Raw genomic sequence first — 24746 nt, 5'->3', positions numbered from 1 at the left:
CCCCGCGTTCCGTCCGGGCGCCGTCAGGTCGGTGATCCGCGACGACCCGACGGAGCCCCGCGACGCGTCACGTCCCAGGGGACGACGCGTTGAGCGTCAGGAAGCGGTCGACGAGACGGTCCGCGAGCTCGGGCGCGAGGGGCTCGGGCGCGAGGAGCCGGGCGGCGTAGATCGGCAGGAGGACGATCTCCACGAGGTCGTACGCGGTCAGCCTCACCTGCTCGCCGCGCTCGGCGGCGCGCGCGAGCATCTGATCGAGGACGTCGAGGCGCCCCTGGAGGAGCTCGCCGGGCGCGTGACCGTCCTGGACGGCGCGCAGCAGGGCGGCGACGAAGGGCGAGCGCCCGGCCTGGTGCCGATTGAGCGCGGTGATGACGCGCTCCGCCCACTGCCGCAGCTCGGTGCGCAGGTCGCCGGCGTCCTCCGGGAGCGGACTGTGCACGTTGAGCTCCTCGACGGCCAGGTCGGCGAGGAGCCCCGGCATCCCGCCCCAGCGCCGATGCAGCGTCGTCCGGTTCACCTCGGAACGTCGTGCGACCTCCGACGTCGTGATGGCATCGGCCGGCTGCTCGTCGAGCAGCTCGGCGAGCGCGCCGAGCGCAGCGGCTCGGATGCGGGCGCTGCGCCCGCCGGTTCGTTCGGTGACGGCATCGGTGTGCACCCCCACATGCTAACGCATCACGTGTTGCATCGTTGCCCCATCCGCCCTACCGTAATCGCAACATATGATGCGTTAGGAGATGCGGATGTCGACGGAGAACACCTCATGGGACGGCTCGCCGCGGCGGTGGTGGGTGCTGGGCACGCTCGTGCTGAGCCTGCTCGTGGTGCAGCTGGACACGACGATCCTCGGGGTGGCCGTGCAGCGCCTCTCCCGGCCCGCCCCAGCAGGGCTCGGCCTGACGCAGGGCGAGCTGCTGTGGGCGATCAACTCCTACACCCTGGTCATGGCCGGAGGGCTGCTCACCGCCGGGGCCCTCGCCGACCGACTGGGCCGCAAGCGCGTCCTCCTGGCCGGGATGGTGCTGTTCGGGCTCGCGTCCGCGGGGTGCGCGCTGTCGACCAGCGGCCCGATGCTCATCGCCGGGCGCTCCGTGCTCGGCCTCGCAGCCGCCCTGATCACCCCCACGACCCTCGCGATCATCGCGCACACCTTCAGCCCCCGCGAGCGGCCCACGGCGATCGGCATCTGGTCCGGCGGCGTCGGCGTCGCCGTCGCGGCCGGTCCGATCCTCGGAGGCCTGCTGCTCGACCACCTGTGGTGGGGGTCGATCTTCCTCGTCAACGTCCCCCTGGTCGCGATCGCCCTCGTGGCGATGGCCCTGGTCGTGCCCGAATCGCGCCATCCTCGCCCGGGACGGCTCGACATCCCCGGCGTCGCGCTCTCGCTGCTGGGCATGGTGCTGCTCGTCGACGGCATCATCGAGGGCGGCGACACCGGCGAGTGGACGAGCGCTCGCGTCTGGGCGGTCGTGCTCGCCGGAGCCCTCGTGCTCGCGGGGTTCGTCGTCCGGGAGCGTCACGCCGCGGCGCCGCTGCTCCCGCTCGACTGGTTCCGGGCGCGCGAGTTCTCCGGCTCCATCGTCGTCATGATGCTCGCGTTCCTCGCCCTGCTCGGCGTCACGTTCACCGTCGCGTTCTACCTGCTCGGGCTCCGCCGGCTCGACGTGCTCACCACCGGTCTGCTCATGCTGCCCCTCGCCCTGGCCCAGCTCGTGCTGTCCGCGCGGACCCCGCGGCTCGCCGCACGCGTCGGCGCCCGCACCACGGGGGCGCTGGGGATGCTCGCCCTCGCCGCGGCGATGCTGCTGCTGGCCACCCTGGGCATCGCCAGCCCGCTCTGGATCGCAGAGGTCGCGCTGTTCCTCATCGGCGTCGGCATCGCGCTCATCATGCCCTCCGCGTCGGCCGCCATCATGGCCTCCGTCCCTCGGGAGCGCGCCGGTACCGCCTCCGCGACGAGCAACGCCTTCCGGCAGGTCGGAGGCGCGCTCGGGACCGCCCTGCTCGGCGCGGTCCTCACCGGCGTCTACCGTGCCCGGATCGACGGCCACCTCGACGGGCTCCCCGCCGGGATCCGCGACACCGCCGCCGCCTCCCTCCAGGCGACGCAGGCCGTCCTCGACGCCCTCGGCGCGAGCATCCCCGATGCCGCGGCGATCTCCGCCGCCTCCGACGACGCCTTCGTCGCCGGCTTCCACGCCTCCTCGCTCGTCGGCGCCGGCGTGGCCCTCCTCGGCGCGGTCGTCGCCGCCACCGCCCTCACGCCGCGCCCCGCGACGCCGCGCGCCCGATCCGCCGCGGGCATCGCGTAGCCTGACGCAGGTGAACGACGCTCCCGATGCTCCCTGGCGCCGCGCCGCCGCGGCCGCCGGACTGCTGGGCCCGGACGGGGCCCCGGCACCGACGATCTTCGCCGAGATGACGGCGCTCGCCCGGCGGACCGGGGCGCTGAACCTCGGCCAGGGCTTCCCCGACGAGCCCGGTCCGCCCGAGGTCACCGAGGCGGCGATCCGAGCGATCCGCGACGGGGTGAACCAGTACTCGCCCGGCCGCGGCGAGCCGGACCTGATCGCGGCGATCGCCGAGCATCAGCGCCGGTTCCACGGCATCTCCCTCGAGGACCCGCAGATCCTCGTCACGGCCGGGGCGACCGAGGCGCTCGCGGCGACCCTGCTCTCGCAGCTGAACCCCGGGGACGAGATCGTCGTGCTCGAGCCGTACTACGACGCGTACGTCGCCCTCGCGGCGCTGGCCGGGGCGCAGATCGTCCCCGTGGAGCTGCACGGCCCCGACTACCGGCTGGACCTCGAGCGCCTGCGCACGGCGGTGACCGACCGCACCGCGGTCATCCTCGTCAACAGCCCGCACAACCCCACCGGCGCCGTGCTCGCGCCGGAGGCGCTGGACGCGATCATCGCCCTCGCGCACCGCCACGACGCGCTGATCGTCACCGACGAGGTCTACGAGCACCTCACCTACGAGGCCCCGCACGTGCCGATCGCCGCGCGGCCGGGCGGCTTCGAGCGGACCCTGTCGATCTCCTCGGCGGGGAAGGTCTTCAGCGTCACGGGCTGGAAGATCGGCTGGGTGAGCGGGCCGGCCGCGCTGATCGAGCAGGTGATGGCGATCAAGCAGTACCTGACCTTCGTCAGCGGCGCACCCTTCCAGCCGGCGGTCGCCGTCGGGCTGCGTCTGCCCGATGCCTTCTTCGAGGGTCTCCGCACGCGCTACCGCGCCAAGCGCGACCTGCTGGTCGGGGCGCTGACCGAGGCCGGGTTCGCGGTGTCCCCGCCCGCGGCGGGCTACTTCGCCCTGGCCGATGCCGCACCCCTGGGTCTGGCGGACGCCCGCACCGCGGTGCGGGAGCTGCCGGGCATGGCCGGTGTGGTCGCGGTGCCGCTGGGTGCCTTCGCCCGCCCCGAGCGCGAGGACCTGCGCAGCATCGTCCGCTTCGCCTTCTGCAAGTCCGACGCCCTGCTCGAGGACGCCGCCGGGCGTTTGCGCGACCTCGGGGCTCAGCGGGGCAGCACCCGGTAGCGGCGGTTCTCCAGGCCCGGGTTGATGCGCCGCACCGCGGCGGTCCGCTCCGGGTCGAGGTCGGCGATCGCGGTGCCGTGCTGCTCGCCGAGGCTCGCGAGGGTCACGCCCATCGGGTCCAGGATCATCGAGCAGCCGGCGCCGATCGGCGGGGCATGGTCGGCGGCGACCACGTGCACCGTGTTCTCGATGGCGCGCGCCGTGAGCAGGGTGCGCCAGTGGTGCTCCTTCTGCGGCCCGCGCACCCATTGCGCCGGCACGACCAGCACCTCGGCCCCGGCATCGACCAGGCGCCGCGAGGACTCGGGGAACCGCAGGTCGTAGCAGGTCTGGAGGCCGCAGGTCATCCCTCCCGCGGTGAAGACCGGGGACTGCTCCGGCGCACCGGCCGCCAGCCAGTCGGACTCGCGCATGCCGAAGGCGTCGTAGAGGTGCACCTTCCGGTAGGCGGCGAGCACTCCCGTGCCGTCCACGGCGACGACGGTGTTGCGCACCTGCCGGCCGTCGCGCTCGAGGAGGCCGGCGACGGCCGCCGTGCCGTGCCGCTGCGCCGCCTCGACCAGGGCGGTGACGAAGGGGCCCTCCTGCGGCTCCGCGGCATCAGGGGCCCGGCGCGCGAGGTCGGGGGCGAAGAACTGGGCGTACTCGGGCAGCACCACGAGCCCCGCCCCGGCATCGGCCGCGCGGGCGATCGCCTCGGCGGCGGCGCGGCGGTTCTCGGCGAGGTCGTCGGCCGGGGCGAGCTGCACCGCGGCCGTGCGCAGGACGGTCGGAGTCTCCATGGCCCGAGGTTACGGGAGGTGACGGCGGCGTGGTGAATCTCATCCCGATGGATCCGGGGGTTGCGGCGAGACCGATCTGTGATCTTAGGTGAGGCAACCCTAAGGCCGGAACGAAAGGACCTCGTCGATGTCAGAGCTGCTCCAGCAGGTCGCCGACCCGAGCGACCCCGCCGCGCCTCCCGGCGCCCTGCTCGGCGCCCGCACCGCCGGTGACTACTCCGCCCTGCTGCACGAGGTCGTCGACCGCCTCGCCGATCGCTTCCGGACGATCAACGCCCCGTCCTCCGGCATGGACCGCGCCGCCCTCGAGGAGCTCGTCGCCGCCGTGCCCCTGGGGGAGCGGAGCATCGGGGCCCGCGCCGCCCTGCTCGAGGCCGACGAGCTCTACGCCGCCCACGCGGTGTGGTTCCACCACCCCAGCTATCTCGCCCACCTGAACTGCCCCGTGGCCGTGCCCGCCGTCGCCGCCGAGGCCATGCTCGCCGCCATCAACACCTCCGTGGACACCTACGACCAGTCCCTCGTCGGCACGCTCATGGAGCAGCGGCTCATCGGCTGGACCGCGGACCGCCTGGGACTGGCCGGCGGGGACGGCGTGTTCACCTCCGGCGGCACCCAGTCGAACCTCCAGGCCCTGTTCATCGCCCGGGAGCGGGCGCTGCGCGCCGATCCGCGGCCGCGCCTCGAGGCGGCCGCGGACCTGCGGGTCCTGACCACCGGGGCGAGCCACTTCTCCATCGCCCGCTCGGCGCTCCTGCTGGGGCTCGGCGAGCAGGCCGTGGTCCCCGTCGCGGCCGATGCGAGCGGGCGCATGGACCCCGCCGCGCTGCGCGAGGCCCTGGACCGCCTCGCCGCCGAGGGGCGCACGCCGATGGCCGTCGTCGCGACCGCCGGCACCACGGACCGCGGCCTCATCGACCCGCTGCCCGCCATCGCCGAGGCCTGCGCGCCCTGCGGCACCTGGCTGCACGTGGACGCCGCCTACGGCGGAGGGCTGATGCTCTCCGCGCGCCGCCGCCACCTGCTCGAGGGGATCGACCGGGCCGACTCGGTGACCGTCGACTTCCACAAGACCTTCTTCCAGCCCGTGTCCTCGAGCGCCGTGATCGTGCGCCGTCCCGCGGATCTCGCGGCGACCGCCTGGCACGCCGACTACCTCAACCCCGCCGCCGAGGCGGCATCGGCCGATGCCGAGCCCAACCAGGTCGACAAGTCGCTGCAGACCACCCGCCGCTTCGACGCGCTCAAGCTGTGGACCACCCTGCGAGCGCTCGGCGCGGACCGCCTCGGCGAGATGGTCGACGAGGTCTGCGACCTGGCCGCCGCCGTCCACGACCTGCTCGCGCAGGACCGCGACTTCACCGTGCTGGGGCGCACCGACCTCAGCACCGTCCTGTTCCGCTTCCAGCCGCCGCACGTGGCCGACGGGACCGCCGATGCCCACGTGGCGCTGATCCGCCGGATCCTGTTCCAGTCCGGGCGGGCGATGGTCGCCCGCACCGTGGTCGACGGCAGGCCCTGGCTCAAGCTCACCCTGCTCAACCCCGAGGCCACGCTCGCCGACGTCGCCGCGGTCCTGGACCTGGTGCGCGCCACCGGCCGCGGGCTGCTCGCCGGCGCGGACCTCGCCGCCGAGGGAGGCCGCCGATGAGCGAGCGCATCCATGACCTCGTCGGCATCGGCATCGGGCCCTTCGGGCTGGGGCTCGCCGCCCTCGCGGACCCCCTCGAGGACGTCGACGCGCTCTTCCTCGACCAGGCGGACGGCTTCCGCTGGCACCCCGGGATGATGATCGAGGGCGCCACCATCCAGGTGCCCTTCCTCGCCGACCTGGTGACCATGGCCGACCCCACCTCGCGCTACTCCTTCCTGGCCTTCCTCAAGGCGACCGGGCGGCTGTACCCCTTCTACATCCGCGAGTCCTTCTACCCGCTGCGCTCGGAGTACGACGCCTACTGCCGATGGGTCGCCGAGCAGCTGGACACCCTGCGCTGGCGCCGGCGCGTCGTCGCGGTCCAGGAGTGCGAGGACCATCTGCTGGTGACCGCGGAGGTGCTGGGCGCCGACGGCTCGACCACCGGCATCGAGCAGCATCGGGCCCGGCACGTCGCCCTGGGGCTGGGCACCGCGCCGGTGCTGCCCGAGGCGCTGGCGTCCCTGGGCGCGGGGGCGGTCCACAGCTCCCGCTACCTCGAGCACCGCGAGGAGCTGCTCGCCGCGGGCTCGGTGACCGTCGTCGGCAGCGGGCAGTCCGCCGCGGAGATCTACCGCGACCTGCTCGAGGAGGCCGATGCGAGGGGCGTCCGCGTGGACTGGGTGACCCGCTCCCCGCGCTTCTTCCCGATGGAGTACACGAAGCTCACCCTCGAGATGACCTCGCCGGAGTACACCGACCTGTACCGCTCGCTGCCGCCGGAGCGGCGGGCGGCGCTCGGGCGCGAGCAGCGCTCGCTGTACAAGGGCATCAGCGGAGATCTGATCGACGAGATCCACGACCTGCTGTACCGCCTTTCCCAGGATGGCCGGACGCCGGCGACGACCCTGCTCAGCGACGTGGCCGTCACCGACGCCCGGCACGACGCGGACACCGGCGAGCAGGTGCTCACCCTCGAGCACGGCCTGCTGGGCACCCGGGCCGAGCACCGCACCCGCGCCGTGGTCGCCGCGACCGGCTACCGCGCCGGCGTCCCCGATCTGCTGGGGCCGATGGGGGAGCGGATCCGCCGCGACGCGCAGGGACGGCTGGACGTGGCCCGCGACTACACCGTCGATGCGGCCGGCCGCATCCACGCCCTCGGCATCGAGGAGCACACCCACGGCGTCACCGCCCCCGACCTGGGCTTCGGCCCGTGGCGCGCGAGCGTGGTCCTCGCCGCGATCACCGGGCGCGAACCGTATCCCATCGAACGGCGCATCGCCTTCCAGACCTTCGGCCTGCCCGCCGGCGTCCTCCAGGAGGAGCTCTCATGACGATCGACCTCACCCCCGTCGACCCCGCCCGCCACGCCGAGCAGGTGCACCGCTGGCTGGCCGAGGACCGCGCCGTGTTCTGGCAGATGACCCGCCACCGCCCGCCCGAGGTGCGCGAGTACCTCGAGGCGGTCGACGCCGATCCCCGTCAGGACGGGTGGATCCTCGCCGTGGACGGCGCCGAGCAGGCCTACGTCGAGACGTACGACCCCGCGATCCTCATCCCCGCCGAGCATCTCGCGCCCCGGCCCGGGGATCTCGGCATGCACCTGCTCATCGGCCCGCCGCAGGGCGACCCCGTCCACGGGTTCACCGCCCGCGTCATGCAGGCCGTGCTGCGGTTCTGCCTCGGCCCCGTCGCCGAGGGCGGGCTCGGCGCCCAGCGCGTGGTGGTCGAGCCCGATGCGCGCAACACCGCGATCCTCGCCAAGAACGCCGCGGCCGGCTTCCGGGTCCTGGGGGAGATCGAGCTCGGCGACAAGCGCGCCGTCCTCAGCGTGTGCACCCGGGAGGACTTCGCGGCCTCCCCGCTGGGGGAGGGCACGGACCCCCATGCCCACCTCGCGGCCGATGTCGCCGCGACCGCCCACCGGCATCTGCTGGCCAAGGCCATCGCCGAGTTCAGCCACGAGCGCATGCTCGCCCCGCGGCACCTGGGCGAGGGGCGCTACGAGCTGGAGCTGCCGGGCGCGGCCTCCCGCTACCGCTTCCGCGCCCGGCTGCTGCCGCTGGAGCACTGGCTGATCGAGGAGGCCTCCCTCACCCGGCACGACGGGGACCGGGACCTGCCGCTGGACGTGCTCGAGTTCGTCCGCGAGGCCCAGGACCTGCTGGGCCTGCCCGACGCCCTCGCCTCGACCTACCTCGAAGAGCTCGCCTCCACCTTCGCGAGCACCTGCGCGAAGCTCCATGCCGCCCGCGCCGGGAACCGCCCCACCTCCCCGCAGCTGGTGGACGCGGACCTGCAGACGGTCGAGGCGGCCATGACCGAGGGGCATCCGGGCTTCCTCGCCGGCAACGGCCGGATCGGCTACGGGCTGTCCGACTACCGTGCCTACGCCCCCGAGGAGGGACGGCGCACCCGGCTCGTGTGGGTCGCCGCCCGTCGCGCGCTCAGCCACCTGTCCCTCGGCGAGGGGCTCGACGAGCCGGCGCACCGGGCCACCGCCCTCAGCCCCGAGGAGCAGGATGCCTTCGCCGGGCGTCTGGCCCGGCGCGGGCTGGACCCGGACGACTACCACCTGCTGCCGCTGCACCCCTGGCAGGCCGAGCATCGCCTGCCCATCACCTTCGCGGCCGACATCGCCCGGGGCGATCTCGTGCCGCTGGGGCCCGGCGGGGACGAGCACCAGCCCCAGCAGTCCCTGCGCACCTTCTTCAACCGCACCCGGCCGGGGGCGCCGTACGTGAAGGTCGCCCTCGCGATCCAGAACATGGGCTTCCTGCGCGGGCTCTCCCCGCGCTACATGCGCGACACGCCCGCCATCAACGACTGGGTCGCCGAGCTGGTGCGCGGGGACGCGGAGTTCGCCGCCCGCGGCTTCTCGGTGCTGCGCGAGCGCTCCGCCCTGGGGTACACCGGGGACGTCTACCACCGCACCCGCGAACCCAACCCCCACCGCAAGATGCTCGCGGCGCTGTGGCGGGAGAGCCCGGTGCCGCTGCTCGGCCCGGGGGAGCAGGCCATGACCATGGCCGCCCTCCTGCACCGCGACCACACCGGCCGCTCCCTCGTCGGCGAGCTGATCCGCGCCTCCGGCCTGGACGCCTGCACCTGGGTCGCCGCCTTCCTCGACGCCTACCTGCGCCCGCTGGTGCATGCCCTGCTCGCCCACGAGGTGGTGTTCATGCCGCACGGCGAGAACCTCATCCTGAGGCTGCGCGACCACCGCGTGGTGGGCGCCTTCCTCAAGGACATCGGCGAGGAGGTCGCCGTCGTGGGCCGCCGCCCGCTGCCGGAGGTCATCGGCCGGATCCGCGCGCTGAGCACCGGCGCGGAGAAGGCACTGTCCATCCAGACCGACGTCTTCGACGGCGTGCTGCGCCATCTCTGCGGGATCCTCGAGGCCGACGGCCTGATCCGGGCCGATGCCTTCTGGGGCCTGGTCGCCCAGACGCTGGACGCCTACGAGTCCGACCACCCGAGCCTCGCCCGAGGACTCGCCGGGGACGTGGACCTGCGCGGGCAGACCTTCGCCCACTCCTGCCTGAACCGTCTCCAGCTGCGCAACACCCTCCAGATGGTCGACCTCGGCAACCAGGCGGAGTCGCTGCTCTACGCGGGGGAGATGCCGAACCCGGTGGCGCGGGAGAGCGCTGCGACGCGATCGGAGGTGTCCGTGCCCGCCGCCGGGAGGTAGCTGATGATCCGCAGCTCGGGCACGTCCTGAGGGAGCACGTTGACCTGCTCGAACTCGAGGTGCCCGGCCACGGGATGCTCGAACTGGCGGCGGCGGGAGGTGAAGCGCTCGACGGCGTGCGCATCCCAGGCGCGCGCGAACTCGGGACTCGTCGCGCGCAGGTGCTGGACCAGGCGCACGTGCTGCGGGCCGCCGATGCGGCCGCCGGACTCGGCGCGGTACTCCGCGAGGAACTGCGCGCTGGTCAGCTCCCACTGGGGGAGCATGGCGCGCACGCGCTCGTCCAGGAAGATCAGCAGCAGCAGGTTCCGCTCCGTCGGCGGAGTGTCCAGCACTCCGGGGAACAGACCCTGGTAGGCGGTGTTCCACGCCGCCACGTCCCAGTGCGGGGTGAGGGCGAAGGCGGGCGCCGGGTCCAGGGCGTCCAGCAGGAGCTGCACATGCGCGGGGACCGGCTCCGGCTCGCTGAGCTCCGGCCGGGGGTTCGGGGCGAATCCGGCCAGGCCCAGCACGTAGTCGTGCTCCGCCTCGGTGAGGTGGAGGTTCACCGCGATCGCGTCGATCACCTGCCGGGAGGGGTTGATGTCCCGGCCCTGCTCGAGCCAGGTGTACCAGGTGACCGAGACGCCGGAGAGGAACGCGATCTCCTCGCGCCGCAGCCCGGTGGTGCGCCCGCGGCCCACCGGCGGCAGGTCGTAGTCCGCGCGCACGGCGGCACCCCGCCGGTCGCGCAGGAAGGTCCCCAGCTCCGAGCGCCGCGCCTGGTCCATCGACATGCCTGAAAACTATCACCTTCACCACTAGTAGTGGCAGGCTCTTGGTGCCGCGCGCGCGGGCGTGGCCTAATGGTCACCATGCCCCAGCTTCGCTCCCGCACCTCGACCCACGGCCGCAACATGGCCGGCGCCCGCGCCCTGTGGCGCGCCACCGGCATGGAGACCTCGGACTTCGGGAAGCCGATCATCGCGATCGCCAACTCGTACACCCAGTTCGTCCCCGGCCACGTCCACCTCAAGAACATGGGCGACCTCGTCGCCGGAGCGGTGAAGGAGGCGGGCGGCATCGCCCGCGAGTTCAACACCATCGCCGTGGACGACGGGATCGCCATGGGCCACGGCGGCATGCTCTACTCGCTGCCCAGCCGCGATGTCATCGCCGACAGCGTGGAGTACATGGTCAACGCCCACTGCGCCGATGCGATCGTGTGCATCTCCAACTGCGACAAGATCACCCCCGGCATGCTCATGGCCGGCATGCGCCTGAACATCCCGGTCATCTTCGTCTCGGGCGGGCCGATGGAGTCCGGCAAGCCCGTCGAGGGCGTGGTCGACCACCGCCTGGACCTCGTGGACGCGATCGCCCTGTCGGTGGACGACTCGGTCACCGACGCCCAGCTCGCCGAGATCGAGGACAACGCCTGCCCGACCTGCGGCTCCTGCTCGGGCATGTTCACCGCGAACTCCATGAACTGCCTCACCGAGGCGCTGGGCCTGTCCCTGCCGGGCAACGGCACGACGCTGGCCACCCACGCCCTGCGCAAGGAGCTGTTCCTGCGCGCGGGCCGCACCATCGTCGAGATGTGCCGGCGCTACTACGGCGAGGACGACGAGTCCGTGCTGCCGCGCAACATCGCCACCAAGGCCGCGTTCACCAACGCCATGAGCCTGGACGTCGCCATGGGCGGCTCCACCAACACGGTGCTGCACATCCTCGCCGCCGCCATCGAGGGCGAGATCGACTTCGGCCTGGAGGACATCGACCGGCTCTCCCGCTCGGTGCCGTGCCTGTCCAAGGTCGCGCCCAACGGCACCGCCCACATCGAGGACGTCCACCGCGCCGGAGGCATCCCCGCCATCCTCGGCGAGCTGGACCGCGCCGGTCTGCTGGACCACTCCGTCCACTCCGTGCACTCCCCGGACCTGCAGAGCTGGCTCGCCGACTGGGACATCCGCGGCGGCAGCGTCACGAAGGAGGCCCGCGCCTTCTTCCACGCGGCCCCCGGCGGCGTGCGCACCACGCAGGCGTTCTCGACCACGAACATGTGGGAGGAGCTGGACGTCGACGGCGAGAACGGCGTGATCCGCTCGGTCCCGAACGCCTTCACCAAGGACGGCGGGCTGTGCGTGCTCAAGGGCAACCTCGCCGAGGACGGCGCGATCATCAAGACCGCCGGCATCACCGAGGACCTGTTCCACTTCGAGGGCACCGCCGTGGTCTGCGAGTCCCAGGAGGAGGCGGTCCAGAAGATCCTCGACAAGACCGTCAAGGCGGGGGACATCGTCGTGATCCGCTTCGAGGGCCCCCAGGGCGGCCCCGGCATGCAGGAGATGCTCTACCCGACGTCCTTCCTCAAGGGGCGGGGCCTGGGCAAGGCGTGCGCCCTCATCACCGACGGCCGCTTCTCCGGCGGCACCAGCGGCGTGTCCATCGGCCACATCTCCCCGGAGGCCTCCGAGGGCGGCACCATCGGCCTCGTCGAGGACGGGGACCGCATCATCCTCGACGTCGACAAGCGCCTGCTCCAGCTGGACGTGCCGCAGGAGGAGCTGGACCGCCGCCGCGCGGCCCGGGGACCCCTGCCCTGGCGTCCGAAGAACCGCGAGCGCCAGGTCAGCCAGGCGCTGAAGGTCTACGCCCATCTGGTGCGCTCGGCGACCTACGGCGCCACCCGCCGGCCGCTGGACTGAGCGGCCAGCACCGCCGCAAGGCCCTCCCGGAGGTCCGAGACGAAGTGCTCGGGAACCTCGAGCGAGGGGAAGTGCCCTCCGGCCTCGGGCGTGCACCAGCGGACGATCCTCCGGCAGCGCACCTCCGCCCACGGCCGGGGGCACTTCTCGATGTCTGCCGGGTACATCGTGATCGCGGCCGGGACGTGCACGCGCAGCTCCGGGTCCATCGCGCTGTGGCTCTCGGCGTAGATGCGTGCGGCCGATGCGCCGGTGCGCGTCAGCCAGTACAGGGTCACGTCGTCCAGGAGACGGTCGCGAGACATCGTCTCGAACGGGCTGTCGTGGGTGTCGGACCATTCGGCGAATTTATCGAGGAGCCAGGCGAGCAGACCCACCGGCGAGTCCACGAGCGCATATCCGATGGTCTGAGGACGGGCCGCCTGCTGCTTCGCGTACGCGCCCCGCGGACCACGGTAGAAGTCCCGGGTCTGCTGCGCCCAGTCCCGCTCCTCGCGCGTCAGCCCGTCGAGGGACAGCCCGGGCGGGGCGTCGGCGAAGGTGGTGTGGATGCCCAGGACATGCTCGGGGAACCGCCCGGCCAGAACCGTGGTGATGTTCCCGCCCCAGTCGCCGCCATGGGCGAGGAAGCGGTCGTAGCCGAGGCGGCCCATCAGCTCGACCCAGGCCGCGGCGATCCTCTCCGTCCCCCAGCCCGGGGCGGCGGGCCGGTCGCTGAAGCCGAAGCCCGGCAGCGACGGGACGACGACATGGAAGGCCGGGGCGTCCGGATCGCGGGGCTGCGCCAGCTCCTCCACGAGGTGCGCGAACTCCGCGATGCTGCCCGGCCAGCCGTGGGTCAGGATCAGCGGCACGGCGTCCGCATGGGATGACCGGCGGTGCAGGACGTGGATCCCCAGGCCGTCGATGATCGTGCGGAACTGGCCGATCCGGTCCAGGCGGTCCTCGAAGGCCCGCCAGTCGTAGCCGGTGCGCCAATGCTCGACCAGGGCGGTGAGATCGGCGAGGGGGACTCCCTGGCTCCAGCGTCCCGGTCCGGGCGGGGCACCGGCCACCGTCTCGGGCTCGGGCAGACGCGCTGCGGCGAGCCGGGAGCGCAGGTCCTCGAGGTCCGCCTCGGGGGCGCGGAAGGAGAAGGGGTGCACGGCGGCGTCCATGGCACTCGACCGTACCCGGCGCGTCAGGCTCCGAGCACCGCCTGGTAGCGGTCCACGACGACCTCGGCCACCAGCGGATGATCGCCCAGGGGGCCGGCCAGGACATCGGCCCCGGCGTGCTCGAGCAGTCCGTGGAAGTAGCCGGGGGCCAGGAGGTAGTTCGCGAGCGCGACGCGGCGGCCCTCCGCCCTGGCGGCGGCCACGGCCTCGGGGACCGAGGGGCTCGCCGCGGCGATGTGGGCGAGGGTCACCGGCCGCTCGAGGTGCTCGGAGAGCAGCGCGGCCATCTCCTCGGCCATCGCCTGGCCGGCCGGGTCGCGGGTGCCGGCCGCGGCCATCACCACGGCGTCCCCGGCGCGGGCCCCCGCCTCCTGCAGGCGCTGGCCCATCACCTCGGCGAGGCGCCGGTCCGGGCCCATCGGCGCGGCGGCGACCGCATCGCGGCCGGCGACGGCGTCGGCGATGTCATGGCCCACGTGGATCCCGGTGGACAGCAGCAGCGGCACCACCACCGCGGCGGCGATGCCCTCGGACTCCCGGGTGCGGATCTCGCCGCGCGGCGGGGCGAGGGAGCGCACGACGTCCACGAGGTCGGGCGACTGCACGTCCACGTAGGCCTCGCGCAGGGGGACGTCCGGCAGCTGCTCGCGCACCCGCATCATGAGCGCGCGCACCACGTCGCGTCCTTCCCGGGAGCGGGTGCCGTGCGCGCAGGCGATGAGATAGGGGGCGCTCGGGACCTCGGGCGCGCCGGGGGCGGCGGGCCCGGGCTCGACCGCCTCGCGGCCCGAGCCGTGCGACGGCCCGGGTTCCTCGTGGGGTGCGAGGAAGCCGGCCGCCGCGGTGCGGCCCACCACGATCACGGCGGGGGAGGCGATGCCCTCGCGGCGGGCGACCTCGACGATGGTGCCGAGGGTCCCGCGGGCCTCGCGCTGGCCGGGCAGCGTCGCCTCCTGCACGATGGCGACCGGGGTGTGCGGGTCGATGCCGCTCAGCAGCGCCTGCGACACGAGCCGGGGCAGCCACTCGACGCCCATCATGAGCACGGTGGTGGTGCCCGGGTCCGCCAGGGCGGCGAGATCGGCGGGTCCCAGGTCCCCGTGGGCGTTGACGATGTGGGCGGCGACGGCGGTGCCGCGATGCGTCAGGGGCACGTCCCCGGCGGCGGGGCCGGCGATCGCCGAGGTCACCCCGGGCACGACCTGCACCGGGATCCCGGCCGCGCGGCAGGCGAGGACCTCCTCGCCTCCGCGGCCCAGCACGAAGGGGTCCCCGCCCTTGAGGCGCACCACGCGGTGCCCGGCCGATGCCGTGCGCACCAGCAGCTCGCCGATGGCCCGCTGCGGCAGCGAATGGCGGCCGGGGGCCTTGCCGACCTCGATCACCTCGACGCCCTCTCCCAGCATGTCGGCGAGGTCCCGCGGCCCGAGACGGTCGACCACGACGACATCGGCCTGGCGCAGCAGGGCGAGGCCGCGCACGGTGATGAGGTCCAGGGCGCCCGGCCCGCCGCCGACGAGGGCGACCTCGCCGTCCCCGAGGCGGGCGCCGCTGAGGGCGGCGGGGTCCAGCGGGTCGAGGGCGTCGGGGCGGGGCGATGCGGTCACGGGTGTCCTCGCAGGGGTCGGGGGCCGGGTGGGGGAACAGTATCCGGGCTCGGCGCTCGGCCGCGCCCCGGATCAGGGGGAGGACCCTGATCGTGACCTGGGTCAGGCGATCTCGGCCGGCACCGGGGCGGGGGCGGCGGGCGCGCTCTCGGGCGACCGCGCCGCGCGCCGGTGGCGCAGGACGGTGCGGGCCAGCACGCCCAGGCAGGCGATGACGATCCCGGCGTGCGCCAGGGCGGCGGCGCCGCCGGGCAGCCCGGCCGCGGCGAGCACGGTCCCGGCGTTCAGGGAGATGATCAGGGTGCCGACGCACACGCCGAGGACCGGTGCGGGCAGGCGCCCGGCCAGGCGTGCGGCGAAGGGCGCGGCGATCACGCCGCCGGCCATCAGGGCGAGGATCATGCCCAGCGGGAACCCGCCGACGCCCAGCCCCAGCACGAAGCCGATGCTCGCGCTCGCGGTGACGACGAACTCCGCCGTGCACACCGAGCCGATCACGCGCCGCGGCGCGGCGGCGCCGGTGGTGAGGAGGGTGGAGGTGACCACCGGGCCCCAGCCGCCCCCGCCGGTGGCGTCCACCAGCCCGCCCACCATGCCCAGCGGCACCAGCAGGCGGGAGCGGGGCGCGGCGGCGGCCTCCGAGGCGGCCGCCGCACGGCGCCGCACGAAGCGGATGATCACCAGGACGCCGAGCACCAGCAGCAGCAGGGACATGACGGGCGCGGCCGCCGCGGTCGACAGGTACGACAGCAGCAGCGCGCCCGTCAGCGCCCCGATCCCGCCGGGGACGGCCAGGCGCAGCACGATGCGCGGGTCCACGTTCCCAGCCCGCCAGTGGCTCGCCCCGGAGGCCAGGGTCGTGCCGAGCTGTGCGACCTTGACCGAGGCGCTGACCAGCGCCGGAGCCATGCCCGTGGCCAGCAGCAGCGAGGCGGAGGTGATGCCGAAGCCCATCCCCAGGGCGCCGTCGACCGTCTGCGCCAGCAGACCGGCCAGGCCGGTCAGCAGCAGCTCCAGGGGCACCTCAGGCTCGCAGCTCGGCGCCGACCATGCCGGCGGCCAGGGTGGTGCCGTCGTGCGGATCGATGACGATGAAGGAGCCGCCCTCGCGGGTGAGTCCGTACGGCTCCAGCGGCAGGGGCTGCGCGAAGGCGAGATCCACCTGCACCAGGTCGTTGAGCTCGGCGATCTCCGCCGGCTCCACCGTCAGGGAGGAGACGTCCAGGCGCTCGCGGATGCCCAGCGCCCGGGCCTGCACCGTCCGGGTGCCGTGCTTGACCAGCAGCCGTGCACCGGGGCGCAGGGCCTGGGGGGAGAGCCAGCACAGCACCGCGGAGGACTGGTCGGTCTCCCGCGGGGCGTCGCCCCCGGCGAGCAGGTCGCCGCGGGAGATGTCCAGCTCGTCGGCCAGGCGCAGCGTGACCGAGAGCCCGGCCTCGGCGCGGTCGACGCTGGTGCCGGCGCGGTCGATGCCGACCACGGTGCTGCGCATGCCGGAGGAGGCCACGCTCACCTCGTCGCCGACCGAGACGGCGCCCGAGGCGATCATCCCGGCGTAGCCGCGGTAGTCCACCAGCAGCGGGTCCACGGCGCCCTGCTGCGGCCGGATGACCAGCTGCACGGGCATGCGGAAGGGGCCCTCGAGGAGGTCCTCGGACGGCTCCAGGGTCTCCAGCAGCTCCAGCAGGGTGGGGCCCGAGTACCACGGGGTCCGCTCGGACGGCGTGACCACGTTGTCGCCCAGCAGCGCCGAGACCGGCACGACGTGCAGGTCGCGCAGGCCGGTGGCCTCGCCCACGGCCTCGAGGTCGCGGAGGACCTGCGCATGCACGGCCTCCGGCTGCTCGACGAGGTCGATCTTGTTCAGCGCGACGACCACGTGCGGGACCCGCAGCAGCGCCGCGATGGCCAGGTGGCGACGGGTCTGCTCGACCACGCCGTTGCGGGCGTCCACCAGCACGACCACGACATCGGCCGTGGAGGCGCCGGTGACGGTGTTGCGGGTGTACTGCACGTGGCCCGGCGTGTCCGCCAGGACGTAGGAGCGGTCGGCCGTCGCGAAGTAGCGGTAGGCGACGTCGATGGTGATGCCCTGCTCGCGCTCGGCGCGCAGGCCGTCGGTGAGCAGCGCCAGATCGGCGAGCTCGCCCTTCCAGCCGCGCTTGCGGCTGGCGGCCTCGACGGAGGCGAGCTGATCGGCCAGCACGGACTTGGTGTCGTGCAGCAGGCGGCCGATGAGCGTGGACTTGCCGTCGTCGACGCTGCCGGCCGTGGCCAGGCGCAGCAGGGTCGAGGTGCGGGCGGGACGGTCCTCGAGGCGACCCGGGAGGATGTCGGCGGTGGTCATCAGAAGTAGCCCTCCTTCTTGCGGTCCTCCATGGCGGCCTCGGAGAGGCGGTCATCGGCGCGGGTGGCCCCGCGCTCGGTGACGGTGGTGGCGGCGACCTCGGCGATCACGGCCTGGACATCGGCCGCGTCCGAGAGGACGGCTCCGGTGCAGGACATGTCCCCGACGGTGCGGTAGCGCACCGAGCGGATCTGCGGGACCTCGCCCTCGCGCACCTCGACGTGCTCGCCGGGGTGCAGCAGCATGCCGTCGCGCTCGATGACCTCGCGCTGGTGCGCGTAGTACAGCGGCGGCAGCTCGATGCCCTCCCGGGCGATGTAGCGCCACACGTCCAGCTCGGTCCAGTTCGACAGCGGGAAGACCCGCACGTGCTCCCCGGGGCGGTGGCGCGTGTTGTACAGGTGCCACAGCTCGGGGCGCTGGTTCTTGGGGTCCCAGTGGCCGAAGGCGTTGCGCAGGCTGAAGATGCGCTCCTTGGCCCGGGCCTTGTCCTCGTCGCGGCGGCCGCCGCCGAAGACGGCGTCGAAGCGCCCGGCCTCGATGGCGTCCAGCAGCGGGACGGTCTGCAGCGGGTTGCGGGTGCCGTCGGCCCGCTCCTGGAGCCGGCCGTCGTCGATGTAGTCCTGCACGGAGGCGACCACCAGCTCGATCCTGAGCTTCTCGACGGTCCGGTCCCGGAACTCGAGCACCTCCGGGAAGTTGTGGCCCGTGTCGACGTGGAGGACGGGGAAGGGGACGGGGGCGGGCCACAGGGCCTTGGCCGCCAGATGCAGCATCACCACGGAGTCCTTGCCGCCGGAGAAGAGCATCACGGGCCGCTCGAGCTCGGCCACCACATCGCGGATGATGTGGATGGCCTCGCTCTCGAGGGCGTCGAGGAGCGAGGCGTGCTCCGTGGAGACGCCCGGGTGCTGGGCGGTCGCGGTCATCGGTCCTCCTGGTCGGGGGTCACGGAGACGAGGGAGAGCGCGGCGATGGGGGCGGCGCCGCTCGCCGGGGTGGCTGTCTGGGCGGGGGAGTCCCCCGGGTGGAGGCCGCACTCGGTCTTGGCCGAGCCGGCCCAGCGGCCCGCGCGCGGGTCCTCGCCGGGGGCGACGGGCCGCGTGCAGGGCGCGCAGCCGATGCTCGGGTAGCCCTGGTGGATGAGCGGGTTCTCCGGCAGCGCGTGCTCGCGCGAGTACGCCATCAGGCGCTCGAACGACCACAGCACCAGCGGGTTGATCTTCACCAGGCCGAAGGCTTCGTCGTAGGTGACGAGCGGGGCGTTGGCGCGGGTGGGCGCCTCCTCGCGGCGCACGCCGGTCACCCAGGCGTCGTAGCCGGACAGGGCCTTGCGCAGCGGGTCCACCTTGCGCATGGCGCAGCAGGCGGCCGCGTCGCGGGCGTGCAGGCGGGCCCCGAAGGCGGCGTCCTGCTCGGCGACGGTGCGCTCGGGCATCACGTCCACGACGTTCACGTCCAGCTCCTTCGCGACCCGGTGGCGGGTGGCGAGGGTCTCCGGGAAGTGGTAGCCGGTCTCCAGGAACAGCACGTCCACGCCGGGGGCGCGACGGGAGACGACGTGGGGGAGCACGGCGTCGGCCATCGAGCAGGCCACCGCGAGGGAGGATCCGAAGGTCTCGGCAGCCCAGGCGGAGACGGCCAGGGCCAGCTCCTCGGGGTCCAGCTCGTCCTCCAGGCGCGCGAAGCGCGCGGAGGCGTCCTCGGCGAGGGCGCGCAGGCGGGCCGTGCGCTCCTCGGGGGTCTCGGTCGTCGGCTCGGTGGTCATCGCAGATCCTCCTCATCGGCGCGGTGCGTCCAGGCGGCGAACGACTCCGCCGGCTCTCGCTTCTCCACGAAGCGTCGCACAACGCGCTCGATGTAGTCCGGAAGGTCGGTCGCGGTGACCTTGTGGCGCCGCAGGGTGCGTCCCAGCTGCGCCTCCTCCGTGTCGGTCGAGGCGAGGGATCCGCCCAGGTGGACCTGGAAGCCGGGGACCTGCTGGCCGTCGTCGGTGGTGACGATCTGGCCCTTGAAGCCGATGTCCGCGGTCTGGATCCGGGCGCAGGAGTTGGGGCAGCCGTTGACGTGGAGGCTCAGCGGCTGGTCCAGCTGCGGGGTGAGGTCCGCCAGGCGCTCCTCGAGGCGGTCGATCACGCGGGCCGCGGTGTCCTTGGTGTCCACGATGGCCAGCTTGCAGTACTCGATGCCGGTGCAGGCGATGGTCGAGCGGCGGAACGGGCCGGGCCGGGTGGACAGCCCCAGCTCCTCGAGGCCGGCGACGGCGTCCTCGACGCGGTCCGCGGGTACGCCCAGGAGCACGAGCTTCTGGTGGGCGGTCAGGCGCACGCCGTCCGCGCCGAGCTCCTCGACGAGGTCGCCCAGGCGGGTCAGCAGCCCGCCGCCGACGCGGCCGACGGTGGGGGAGGCGCCGATGTACGAGCGGCCGTCCTTCTGCAGGTGCACCCCGACGTGGTCGCCCGGGGAGGAGGAGCGCTCCGGCGCCGGCCCGTCGGCCAGGGCGTAGCCGAGGTACTCGGTCTCCAGCACCTCGCGGAACTTCTCGGTGCCCCAGGCCTCCAGCAGGAACTTCAGACGGGCCTTGTTGCGCAGGCGGCGGAAGCCGTAGTCGCGGAAGATCCGCACCACGCCGTGCCAGACGTCGGCGGCCTGGTCCTCCCGGACGAAGGCGCCCAGGCGCTCGCCGAGGCGCGGGGTGGTCGACAGCGCGCCGCCGACCCACAGGTCGTAGCCGGGGCCGAGCTCGGGGTGGACGACGCCGACCAGGGAGATGTCGTTGATCTCGTGGACGACGTCCAGGCTCGGGTGGCCGGTGATCGCGGTCTTGAACTTGCGGGGCAGGTTCGCCAGCTCCGGATCGCCGATGTAGCGGCGCTTGATCTCCGCGATCACCGGGGTGGGGTCGATGATCTCGTCGGCGGCGACGCCGGCGACGGGGCTGCCGAGGAAGCCGCGGGGCGTGTCGCCGCAGGCGGTGGTCGTGGACAGGCCCACGGTGTCCAGGCGGTCCCAGATGGCGGGGACGTCCTCGACCCGGATCCAGTGGTACTGGATGTTCTGGCGATCGGTGATGTCCGCGCTGCCGCGGCCGAAGTCGGTGGAGATGCCTCCCAGGACGCGCAGGGCGCGGGCGGACAGCAGCTCGCCGTCGCTGCGCACGCGGAGCATGAAGTAGCGGTCCTCGAGCTCGTGCGGCTCGAGCTGCGCGGTGCGCCCTCCGTCGATGCCAGGGCGGCGCTGGGTGTACAGGCCCCACCAGCGGAAGCGACCGTGCAGGTCGTCCCCGGAGATGGAGTCGAATCCCTCGCGGGAGTAGATCTTCTCGATGCGCTCGCGCACGTTCAGGCCGTTGTCCTCGGCCTTGAACTCCTCGTTGTGGTTGAGCGGATCGGTGCCGTCCACGAGCCACTGGCCCTGCGGCTTCCCGGAGCGGGAAGGGCGGACGCGGGGCGGCGCGGGGACGTCGGCGGACGGGTTCGTCGATGGGGCGGTGTCGACCATGCTGGCCATAATGCGGCGTTATGTGCCTGGGGCACAAGTCGTTATGTCCCTGCGTGAACACGGATGCGATGTGCGTCTCGCGATCCGGACGGACGGTGCGGCACGGGGCGGCCGCCGTATGGTTGCGGCATGCAGATGATCCTCCTCGTAGTTCCCGAGCGCGGCTGACGCCCTCTCGGTACTTCGAGCTCGTCATCCGCGCGCCCCTCAGGAGCCCCAGGCCGAGGGGCTTTTTCGTGTCCGAATCCGGGCGCGGGACGGAGGGGCTCCCGGGCACGGCCGCCCATGCACCCCGTCCCGAGACGACGAAGGAGTTCCGATGACCGGACAGCAGATGACCGGCGCGCAGTCGCTGGTCGAGTCCCTCGAGCATGCTGGGGCCGAGGTCGTCTTCGGCCTTCCCGGCGGCGCGATCCTGCCCACCTACGACCCGCTGATGGACGCCAAGAAGCTCCGTCACATCCTGGTGCGCCACGAGCAGGGCGCCGGGCACGCCGCCAGCGGCTACGCCCACGCGACCGGCAAGGTCGGCGTGTGCCTGGCCACCTCGGGCCCGGGCGCGACCAACCTCATCACCGCGATCGCCGACGCGCAGATGGACTCCATCCCGATGGTCGCGATCACCGGCCAGGTCGGCTCGACCTTCATCGGCACCGACGCCTTCCAGGAGGCGGACATCGTCGGCATGACGATGCCGGTGACGAAGCACAACTTCCTCGTGCGCGACGCCGCGGAGATCCCCTCCGTGATCAAGCAGGCCTTCCACATCGCCTCCACCGGCCGGCCCGGCGCCGTGCTCGTGGACGTCACCAAGGACGCCCAGCAGGCGATGACGGAGTTCTCCTGGCCCGAGGGCCTGGACCTGCCCGGCTACCGCCCGGCGCCCTCGCCCCACCACAAGCAGATCCGCGAGGCGGCGCAGATGCTGCTCGAGGCGAAGCGCCCCGTGTTCCTCCTCGGCGGCGGCGTGCTGCGCGGGCGGGCCTCCCAGGAGGTCGCCGAGCTGGTGGACGTCTCCGGCGCCCCCTTCGTCACCACCCTCATGGCCCGCGGCGCCCTGCCCGACTCGCACCCCTCCCACCTGGGGATGCCCGGCATGCACGGCACCGTCTCCGCGGTCTCCGCGCTGCAGCGCGCGGACCTCATCGTGGCCATCGGCGCCCGCTTCGACGACCGGGTCACCGGCCGGCTGGACTCCTTCGCGCCCGGCGCGAAGATCGTCCACGCCGACGTGGACCCGGCGGAGATCTCCAAGAACATCGAGGCCGATGTGCCGATCGTCGGCGAGGCCCGCGAGGTCGCCGCCTCGCTCGCCGCCGAGGTGCGCGCCCGCCTGGCCGAGGCCGAGTCCGATCCGCGCGACTACGAGGCCTGGTGGAGCACGCTGCGGATGCTGCGGGACACGTACCCGCTGGGCTGGACGGCCACGGCCGACGGCCACTCCGCCCCCCAGCACGTGATCTCCCGGATCGGCGAGATCTCCGGCCCGGAGTCGATCTTCGTCGCCGGCGTCGGCCAGCACCAGATGTGGTCCAGCCAGTTCCTGCGCTTCGAGAACCCCTTCACCTGGATCAACTCCGGGGGACTGGGCACGATGGGCTACTCCGTGCCCGCCGCCATGGGCGCGCAGGTCGGACAGCCCGGGAAGACGGTGTGGGCGATCGACGGCGACGGATGCTTCCAGATGACCAACCAGGAGCTCGCTACCTGCGTCATCAACAACATCCCGATCAAGGTCGCGGTCATCAACAACTCGAGCCTCGGCATGGTGCGCCAGTGGCAGAACCTGTTCTACGACAAGCGCTACTCGAACACCGACCTCAACACCGGTCACGGCACCGTGCGGGTGCCCGACTTCGTCAAGCTCGCGGACGCCTACGGCTGCGCGGGGCTGCGCTGCGAGCGCGACGAGGACATCGATGCGACGATCGAGGCCGCCATGGAGATCGACGACCGCCCCGTGGTCGTGGACTTCACGGTCAGCGCCGACGCGATGGTGTGGCCGATGGTGCCCGCCGGCGTCTCCAACGACGAGATCCAGATCGCCCAGGGCATGAGCCCCGAGTGGGAGAGGGACATCTGACCATGGACCACAGCACCACCAACCCCGAGACCACCCAGACCCTCTCGGTGCTCGTCGAGAACAAGCCCGGCGTGCTCATGCGCGTCTCGGCCCTCTTCGCGCGGCGCGGGTACAACATCGCCTCCCTCGCGGTCGGGCCGACCGAGCACCCCGAGATCTCCCGGATCACGGTCGTCGTGGACGTCGCCGAGCACCCGCTCGAGCAGATCACCAAGCAGCTCAACAAGCTCGTCAACGTGCTCAAGATCGTCCAGCTCGAGCCGCGCCAGTCCGTCCAGCGCGAGCTGCTGCTGGTGAAGGTCCGCACGGACAACACCACCCGGACCTCCGTGCTGGAGATCGTCCAGATGTTCCGTGCGAAGGTGGTGGACGCCTCCCCGGACGCGGTCACCATCGAGGCCACCGGCGTGGACGACAAGATCACCGCGATGCTCTCGATGCTGGAACCCTTCGGCATCCGCGAGATCGTGAAGTCCGGCGCGGTGGCGATCTCCCGCGGCGGGCGGTCCATCACCGATCGGACCCTCCTGTCCTGACACCGCGGCGTCTCGCATCCGGAGACGTCCTCTCAGAACGTAAGACGCACAGCGATAGGATCCCTCCCATCGCCGGTGCCGCCCTGCGGCACCTGACCAGCACCGACCAGACGAAGGAGCCACACCGTGGCAGAGATGTTCTACGACGACAACGCCGACCTCTCGATCATCCAGGGCAAGAAGGTCGCCATCATCGGCTTCGGCTCGCAGGGCCACGCCCACGCGCTGAACCTGCGCGACAGCGGCGTCGAGGTGCGCGTGGGCCTGCGCGAGGGCTCGAAGTCCCGCGCCAAGGTCGAGGAGCAGGGCCTGGGCGTGGGCACCCCCGCCGAGGTCTCCGAGTGGGCCGACCTCATCATGATCCTCACCCCGGACCAGGACCAGCGGAAGGTCTTCGCCGAGTCGATCGCCCCCCACCTCAGCGAGGGCAAGGCGCTCGCCTTCGCCCACGGCTTCAACATCCGCTTCGGCTACATCGAGGTCCCCGCGGGCGTCGACGTGCTGCTCATCGCGCCCAAGGCCCCTGGCCACACCGTGCGCCGCGAGTTCGTCGCCGGCCGCGGCATCCCGGACATCGTCGCCGTCGAGCAGGACGCCACCGGCCAGGCCTGGGACGTGGCCCTGTCCTACGCCAAGGGCATCGGCGGCACCCGCGCCGGCGTCATCAAGACCACCTTCACCGAGGAGACCGAGACCGACCTCTTCGGCGAGCAGGCCGTGCTGTGCGGCGGCATGAGCCACCTGGTGCAGGCCGGCTTCGAGACCCTCAGCGAGGCCGGCTACCAGCCGGAGATCGCCTACTTCGAGGTGCTGCACGAGCTCAAGCTCATCGTCGACCTCATGTGGGAGGGCGGCATCGCCAAGCAGCGCTGGTCGATCTCCGACACCGCCGAGTTCGGCGACTACGTCTCCGGCCCGCGCGTGGTCACCGACGAGACCAAGGCGAACATGAAGGCCATCCTCGCGGACATCCAGTCCGGCGCCTTCGCCAAGCGGTTCATCGACGACCAGGACAACGGCGCCGTCGAGTTCCAGGAGCTGCGCGAGAAGGAGGCGCAGCACCCGATCGAGACCGTCGGCAAGGACCTGCGCAAGATGTTCTCCTGGAGCGCGCAGTCCGTGGACGAGGACTACACCGAGGGCAGCGCCGCGCGCTGATCCCCGGCCCCGCAGCGC

19 protein-coding genes are annotated in these 24746 nt (G+C 73.0%); 9 read left to right on the top strand and 10 right to left on the bottom strand.

Annotation, left to right across the window (positions count from 1 at the left end; translation table 11 throughout):
- Positions 1-67: 67 nt before the first annotated feature.
- Positions 68-661: a TetR-like C-terminal domain-containing protein gene (locus tag ABD234_RS02755; protein WP_198025311.1), complete on the bottom strand. Its 594-nt coding sequence runs from the start codon at positions 659-661 to the stop codon at positions 68-70.
- A gap of 85 nt (positions 662-746) precedes the next feature.
- On the opposite strand from ABD234_RS02755, the gene ABD234_RS02750 reads away from it, so the two are divergent.
- The gene (locus ABD234_RS02750) at positions 747-2315 is read left to right on the top strand and encodes a DHA2 family efflux MFS transporter permease subunit (protein ID WP_232226136.1); all 1569 of its coding nucleotides are present in this window, start codon (positions 747-749) and stop codon (positions 2313-2315) included.
- Positions 2316-2325: 10 nt separating this feature from the next.
- The gene (locus ABD234_RS02745) at positions 2326-3540 is read left to right on the top strand and encodes an aminotransferase class I/II-fold pyridoxal phosphate-dependent enzyme (protein WP_038369980.1); all 1215 of its coding nucleotides are present in this window, start codon (positions 2326-2328) and stop codon (positions 3538-3540) included.
- Here the strand turns inward: ABD234_RS02745 and ABD234_RS02740 are convergent.
- Positions 3519-4322, bottom strand: a complete 804-nt coding sequence (locus ABD234_RS02740) for a carbon-nitrogen hydrolase family protein (protein WP_038369981.1) — start codon at positions 4320-4322, stop codon at positions 3519-3521. The two genes, ABD234_RS02745 and ABD234_RS02740, sit on opposite strands and share 22 nt — an antisense overlap.
- 127 nt (positions 4323-4449) lie before the next feature.
- On the opposite strand from ABD234_RS02740, the gene ABD234_RS02735 reads away from it, so the two are divergent.
- The 3 genes from ABD234_RS02735 to ABD234_RS02725 are packed head-to-tail and all read left to right on the top strand — an operon-like array spanning position 4450 to position 9652.
- The gene (locus tag ABD234_RS02735) at positions 4450-5973 is read left to right on the top strand and encodes a pyridoxal phosphate-dependent decarboxylase family protein (RefSeq protein ID WP_051486335.1); all 1524 of its coding nucleotides are present in this window, start codon (positions 4450-4452) and stop codon (positions 5971-5973) included.
- Positions 5970-7292, top strand: a complete 1323-nt coding sequence (locus ABD234_RS02730; protein WP_038369982.1) for a lysine N(6)-hydroxylase/L-ornithine N(5)-oxygenase family protein — start codon at positions 5970-5972, stop codon at positions 7290-7292. The genes ABD234_RS02735 and ABD234_RS02730 overlap by 4 nt, the downstream gene beginning before the upstream one ends.
- On the top strand, positions 7289-9652 hold the full coding sequence (locus tag ABD234_RS02725; protein ID WP_051486336.1) for a GNAT family N-acetyltransferase: 2364 nt from the start codon (positions 7289-7291) through the stop codon (positions 9650-9652). The genes ABD234_RS02730 and ABD234_RS02725 overlap by 4 nt, the downstream gene beginning before the upstream one ends.
- On the opposite strand, the gene ABD234_RS02720 is transcribed toward ABD234_RS02725, so the two are convergent.
- Positions 9568-10428, bottom strand: coding sequence for a helix-turn-helix transcriptional regulator (locus tag ABD234_RS02720; protein WP_038369983.1), 861 nt, complete (start codon positions 10426-10428; stop codon positions 9568-9570). The genes ABD234_RS02725 and ABD234_RS02720 overlap by 85 nt on opposite strands.
- A 78-nt stretch (positions 10429-10506) precedes the next feature.
- Here ABD234_RS02720 and ilvD point away from each other — a divergent pair, with 78 nt between their 5' ends.
- Complete coding sequence (gene ilvD, locus ABD234_RS02715) at positions 10507-12339, top strand: dihydroxy-acid dehydratase (protein ID WP_038370416.1); 1833 nt, start codon at positions 10507-10509, stop codon at positions 12337-12339.
- On the opposite strand, the gene ABD234_RS02710 is transcribed toward ilvD, so the two are convergent.
- From ABD234_RS02710 to ABD234_RS02680, 7 genes are all read right to left on the bottom strand, one after another.
- Positions 12309-13496, bottom strand: coding sequence for an epoxide hydrolase family protein (locus ABD234_RS02710; protein ID WP_038369984.1), 1188 nt, complete (start codon positions 13494-13496; stop codon positions 12309-12311). The genes ilvD and ABD234_RS02710 overlap by 31 nt on opposite strands.
- Before the next feature lie 23 nt (positions 13497-13519).
- A complete protein-coding gene (gene cobA / locus ABD234_RS02705; RefSeq protein ID WP_232226137.1) occupies positions 13520-15103 on the bottom strand; it encodes a uroporphyrinogen-III C-methyltransferase in 1584 nt (527 codons plus the stop codon).
- A 102-nt stretch (positions 15104-15205) separates the two neighbouring features.
- On the bottom strand, positions 15206-16126 hold the full coding sequence (locus ABD234_RS02700) for a sulfite exporter TauE/SafE family protein (RefSeq protein WP_344353869.1): 921 nt from the start codon (positions 16124-16126) through the stop codon (positions 15206-15208).
- A 1-nt stretch (position 16127) separates the two neighbouring features.
- Complete coding sequence (locus tag ABD234_RS02695; protein WP_051486338.1) at positions 16128-17450, bottom strand: sulfate adenylyltransferase subunit 1; 1323 nt, start codon at positions 17448-17450, stop codon at positions 16128-16130.
- Positions 17450-18379 carry a sulfate adenylyltransferase subunit CysD gene (gene cysD, locus ABD234_RS02690; RefSeq protein WP_344353866.1) on the bottom strand — a complete coding sequence of 310 codons (930 nt, stop codon included), beginning with the start codon at positions 18377-18379 and terminating at the stop codon, positions 17450-17452. The genes ABD234_RS02695 and cysD overlap by 1 nt, the downstream gene beginning before the upstream one ends.
- A complete protein-coding gene (locus ABD234_RS02685; protein WP_038369986.1) occupies positions 18376-19218 on the bottom strand; it encodes a phosphoadenylyl-sulfate reductase in 843 nt (280 codons plus the stop codon). Before ABD234_RS02685 ends, cysD begins: the two co-directional genes overlap by 4 nt.
- Positions 19215-20951, bottom strand: a complete 1737-nt coding sequence (locus ABD234_RS02680; RefSeq protein ID WP_038369987.1) for a nitrite/sulfite reductase — start codon at positions 20949-20951, stop codon at positions 19215-19217. Before ABD234_RS02680 ends, ABD234_RS02685 begins: the two co-directional genes overlap by 4 nt.
- A 319-nt stretch (positions 20952-21270) precedes the next feature.
- Between ABD234_RS02680 and ABD234_RS02675 the strand changes: the two genes are divergently transcribed.
- The 3 genes from ABD234_RS02675 (at position 21271) to ilvC (ending at position 24728) form a co-directional block, all read left to right on the top strand.
- Positions 21271-23034 carry an acetolactate synthase large subunit gene (locus ABD234_RS02675; RefSeq protein ID WP_038369988.1) on the top strand — a complete coding sequence of 588 codons (1764 nt, stop codon included), beginning with the start codon at positions 21271-21273 and terminating at the stop codon, positions 23032-23034.
- 2 nt (positions 23035-23036) lie between these two features.
- On the top strand, positions 23037-23570 hold the full coding sequence (gene ilvN / locus ABD234_RS02670) for an acetolactate synthase small subunit (RefSeq protein WP_051486339.1): 534 nt from the start codon (positions 23037-23039) through the stop codon (positions 23568-23570).
- Positions 23571-23696: 126 nt separating this feature from the next.
- On the top strand, positions 23697-24728 hold the full coding sequence (gene ilvC, locus ABD234_RS02665) for a ketol-acid reductoisomerase (protein ID WP_038369989.1): 1032 nt from the start codon (positions 23697-23699) through the stop codon (positions 24726-24728).
- The last annotated feature ends 18 nt before the right edge of the window (positions 24729-24746 follow it).

Origin of the sequence: Brachybacterium phenoliresistens, from assembly GCF_039530785.1 — a bacterium.
GTDB classification, from domain to species: Bacteria; Actinomycetota; Actinomycetes; order Actinomycetales; family Dermabacteraceae; genus Brachybacterium; species Brachybacterium phenoliresistens.
This window is presented reverse-complemented; position numbering and strand designations above follow the sequence as displayed.

Bases quoted from the DNA above. Each gene is read 5' to 3' on its own strand.
- ABD234_RS02750 (WP_232226136.1), top strand. From the start codon at position 747: ATGTCGACGGAGAACACCTCATGGGACGGCTCGCCGCGGCGGTGGTGG.
- ABD234_RS02740 (WP_038369981.1), bottom strand. From the start codon at position 4,322: ATGGAGACTCCGACCGTCCTGCGCACGGCCGCGGTGCAGCTCGCCCCG.
- ABD234_RS02735 (WP_051486335.1), top strand. From the start codon at position 4,450: ATGTCAGAGCTGCTCCAGCAGGTCGCCGACCCGAGCGACCCCGCCGCG.
- ABD234_RS02730 (WP_038369982.1), top strand. From the start codon at position 5,970: ATGAGCGAGCGCATCCATGACCTCGTCGGCATCGGCATCGGGCCCTTC.
- ABD234_RS02725 (WP_051486336.1), top strand. From the start codon at position 7,289: ATGACGATCGACCTCACCCCCGTCGACCCCGCCCGCCACGCCGAGCAG.
- ABD234_RS02720 (WP_038369983.1), bottom strand. From the start codon at position 10,428: ATGTCGATGGACCAGGCGCGGCGCTCGGAGCTGGGGACCTTCCTGCGC.
- ilvD (WP_038370416.1), top strand. From the start codon at position 10,507: ATGCCCCAGCTTCGCTCCCGCACCTCGACCCACGGCCGCAACATGGCC.
- ABD234_RS02710 (WP_038369984.1), bottom strand. From the start codon at position 13,496: ATGGACGCCGCCGTGCACCCCTTCTCCTTCCGCGCCCCCGAGGCGGAC.
- ABD234_RS02695 (WP_051486338.1), bottom strand. From the start codon at position 17,450: ATGACCACCGCCGACATCCTCCCGGGTCGCCTCGAGGACCGTCCCGCC.
- cysD (WP_344353866.1), bottom strand. From the start codon at position 18,379: ATGACCGCGACCGCCCAGCACCCGGGCGTCTCCACGGAGCACGCCTCG.
- ABD234_RS02685 (WP_038369986.1), bottom strand. From the start codon at position 19,218: ATGACCACCGAGCCGACGACCGAGACCCCCGAGGAGCGCACGGCCCGC.
- ABD234_RS02680 (WP_038369987.1), bottom strand. From the start codon at position 20,951: ATGGTCGACACCGCCCCATCGACGAACCCGTCCGCCGACGTCCCCGCG.
- ABD234_RS02675 (WP_038369988.1), top strand. From the start codon at position 21,271: ATGACCGGACAGCAGATGACCGGCGCGCAGTCGCTGGTCGAGTCCCTC.
- ilvN (WP_051486339.1), top strand. From the start codon at position 23,037: ATGGACCACAGCACCACCAACCCCGAGACCACCCAGACCCTCTCGGTG.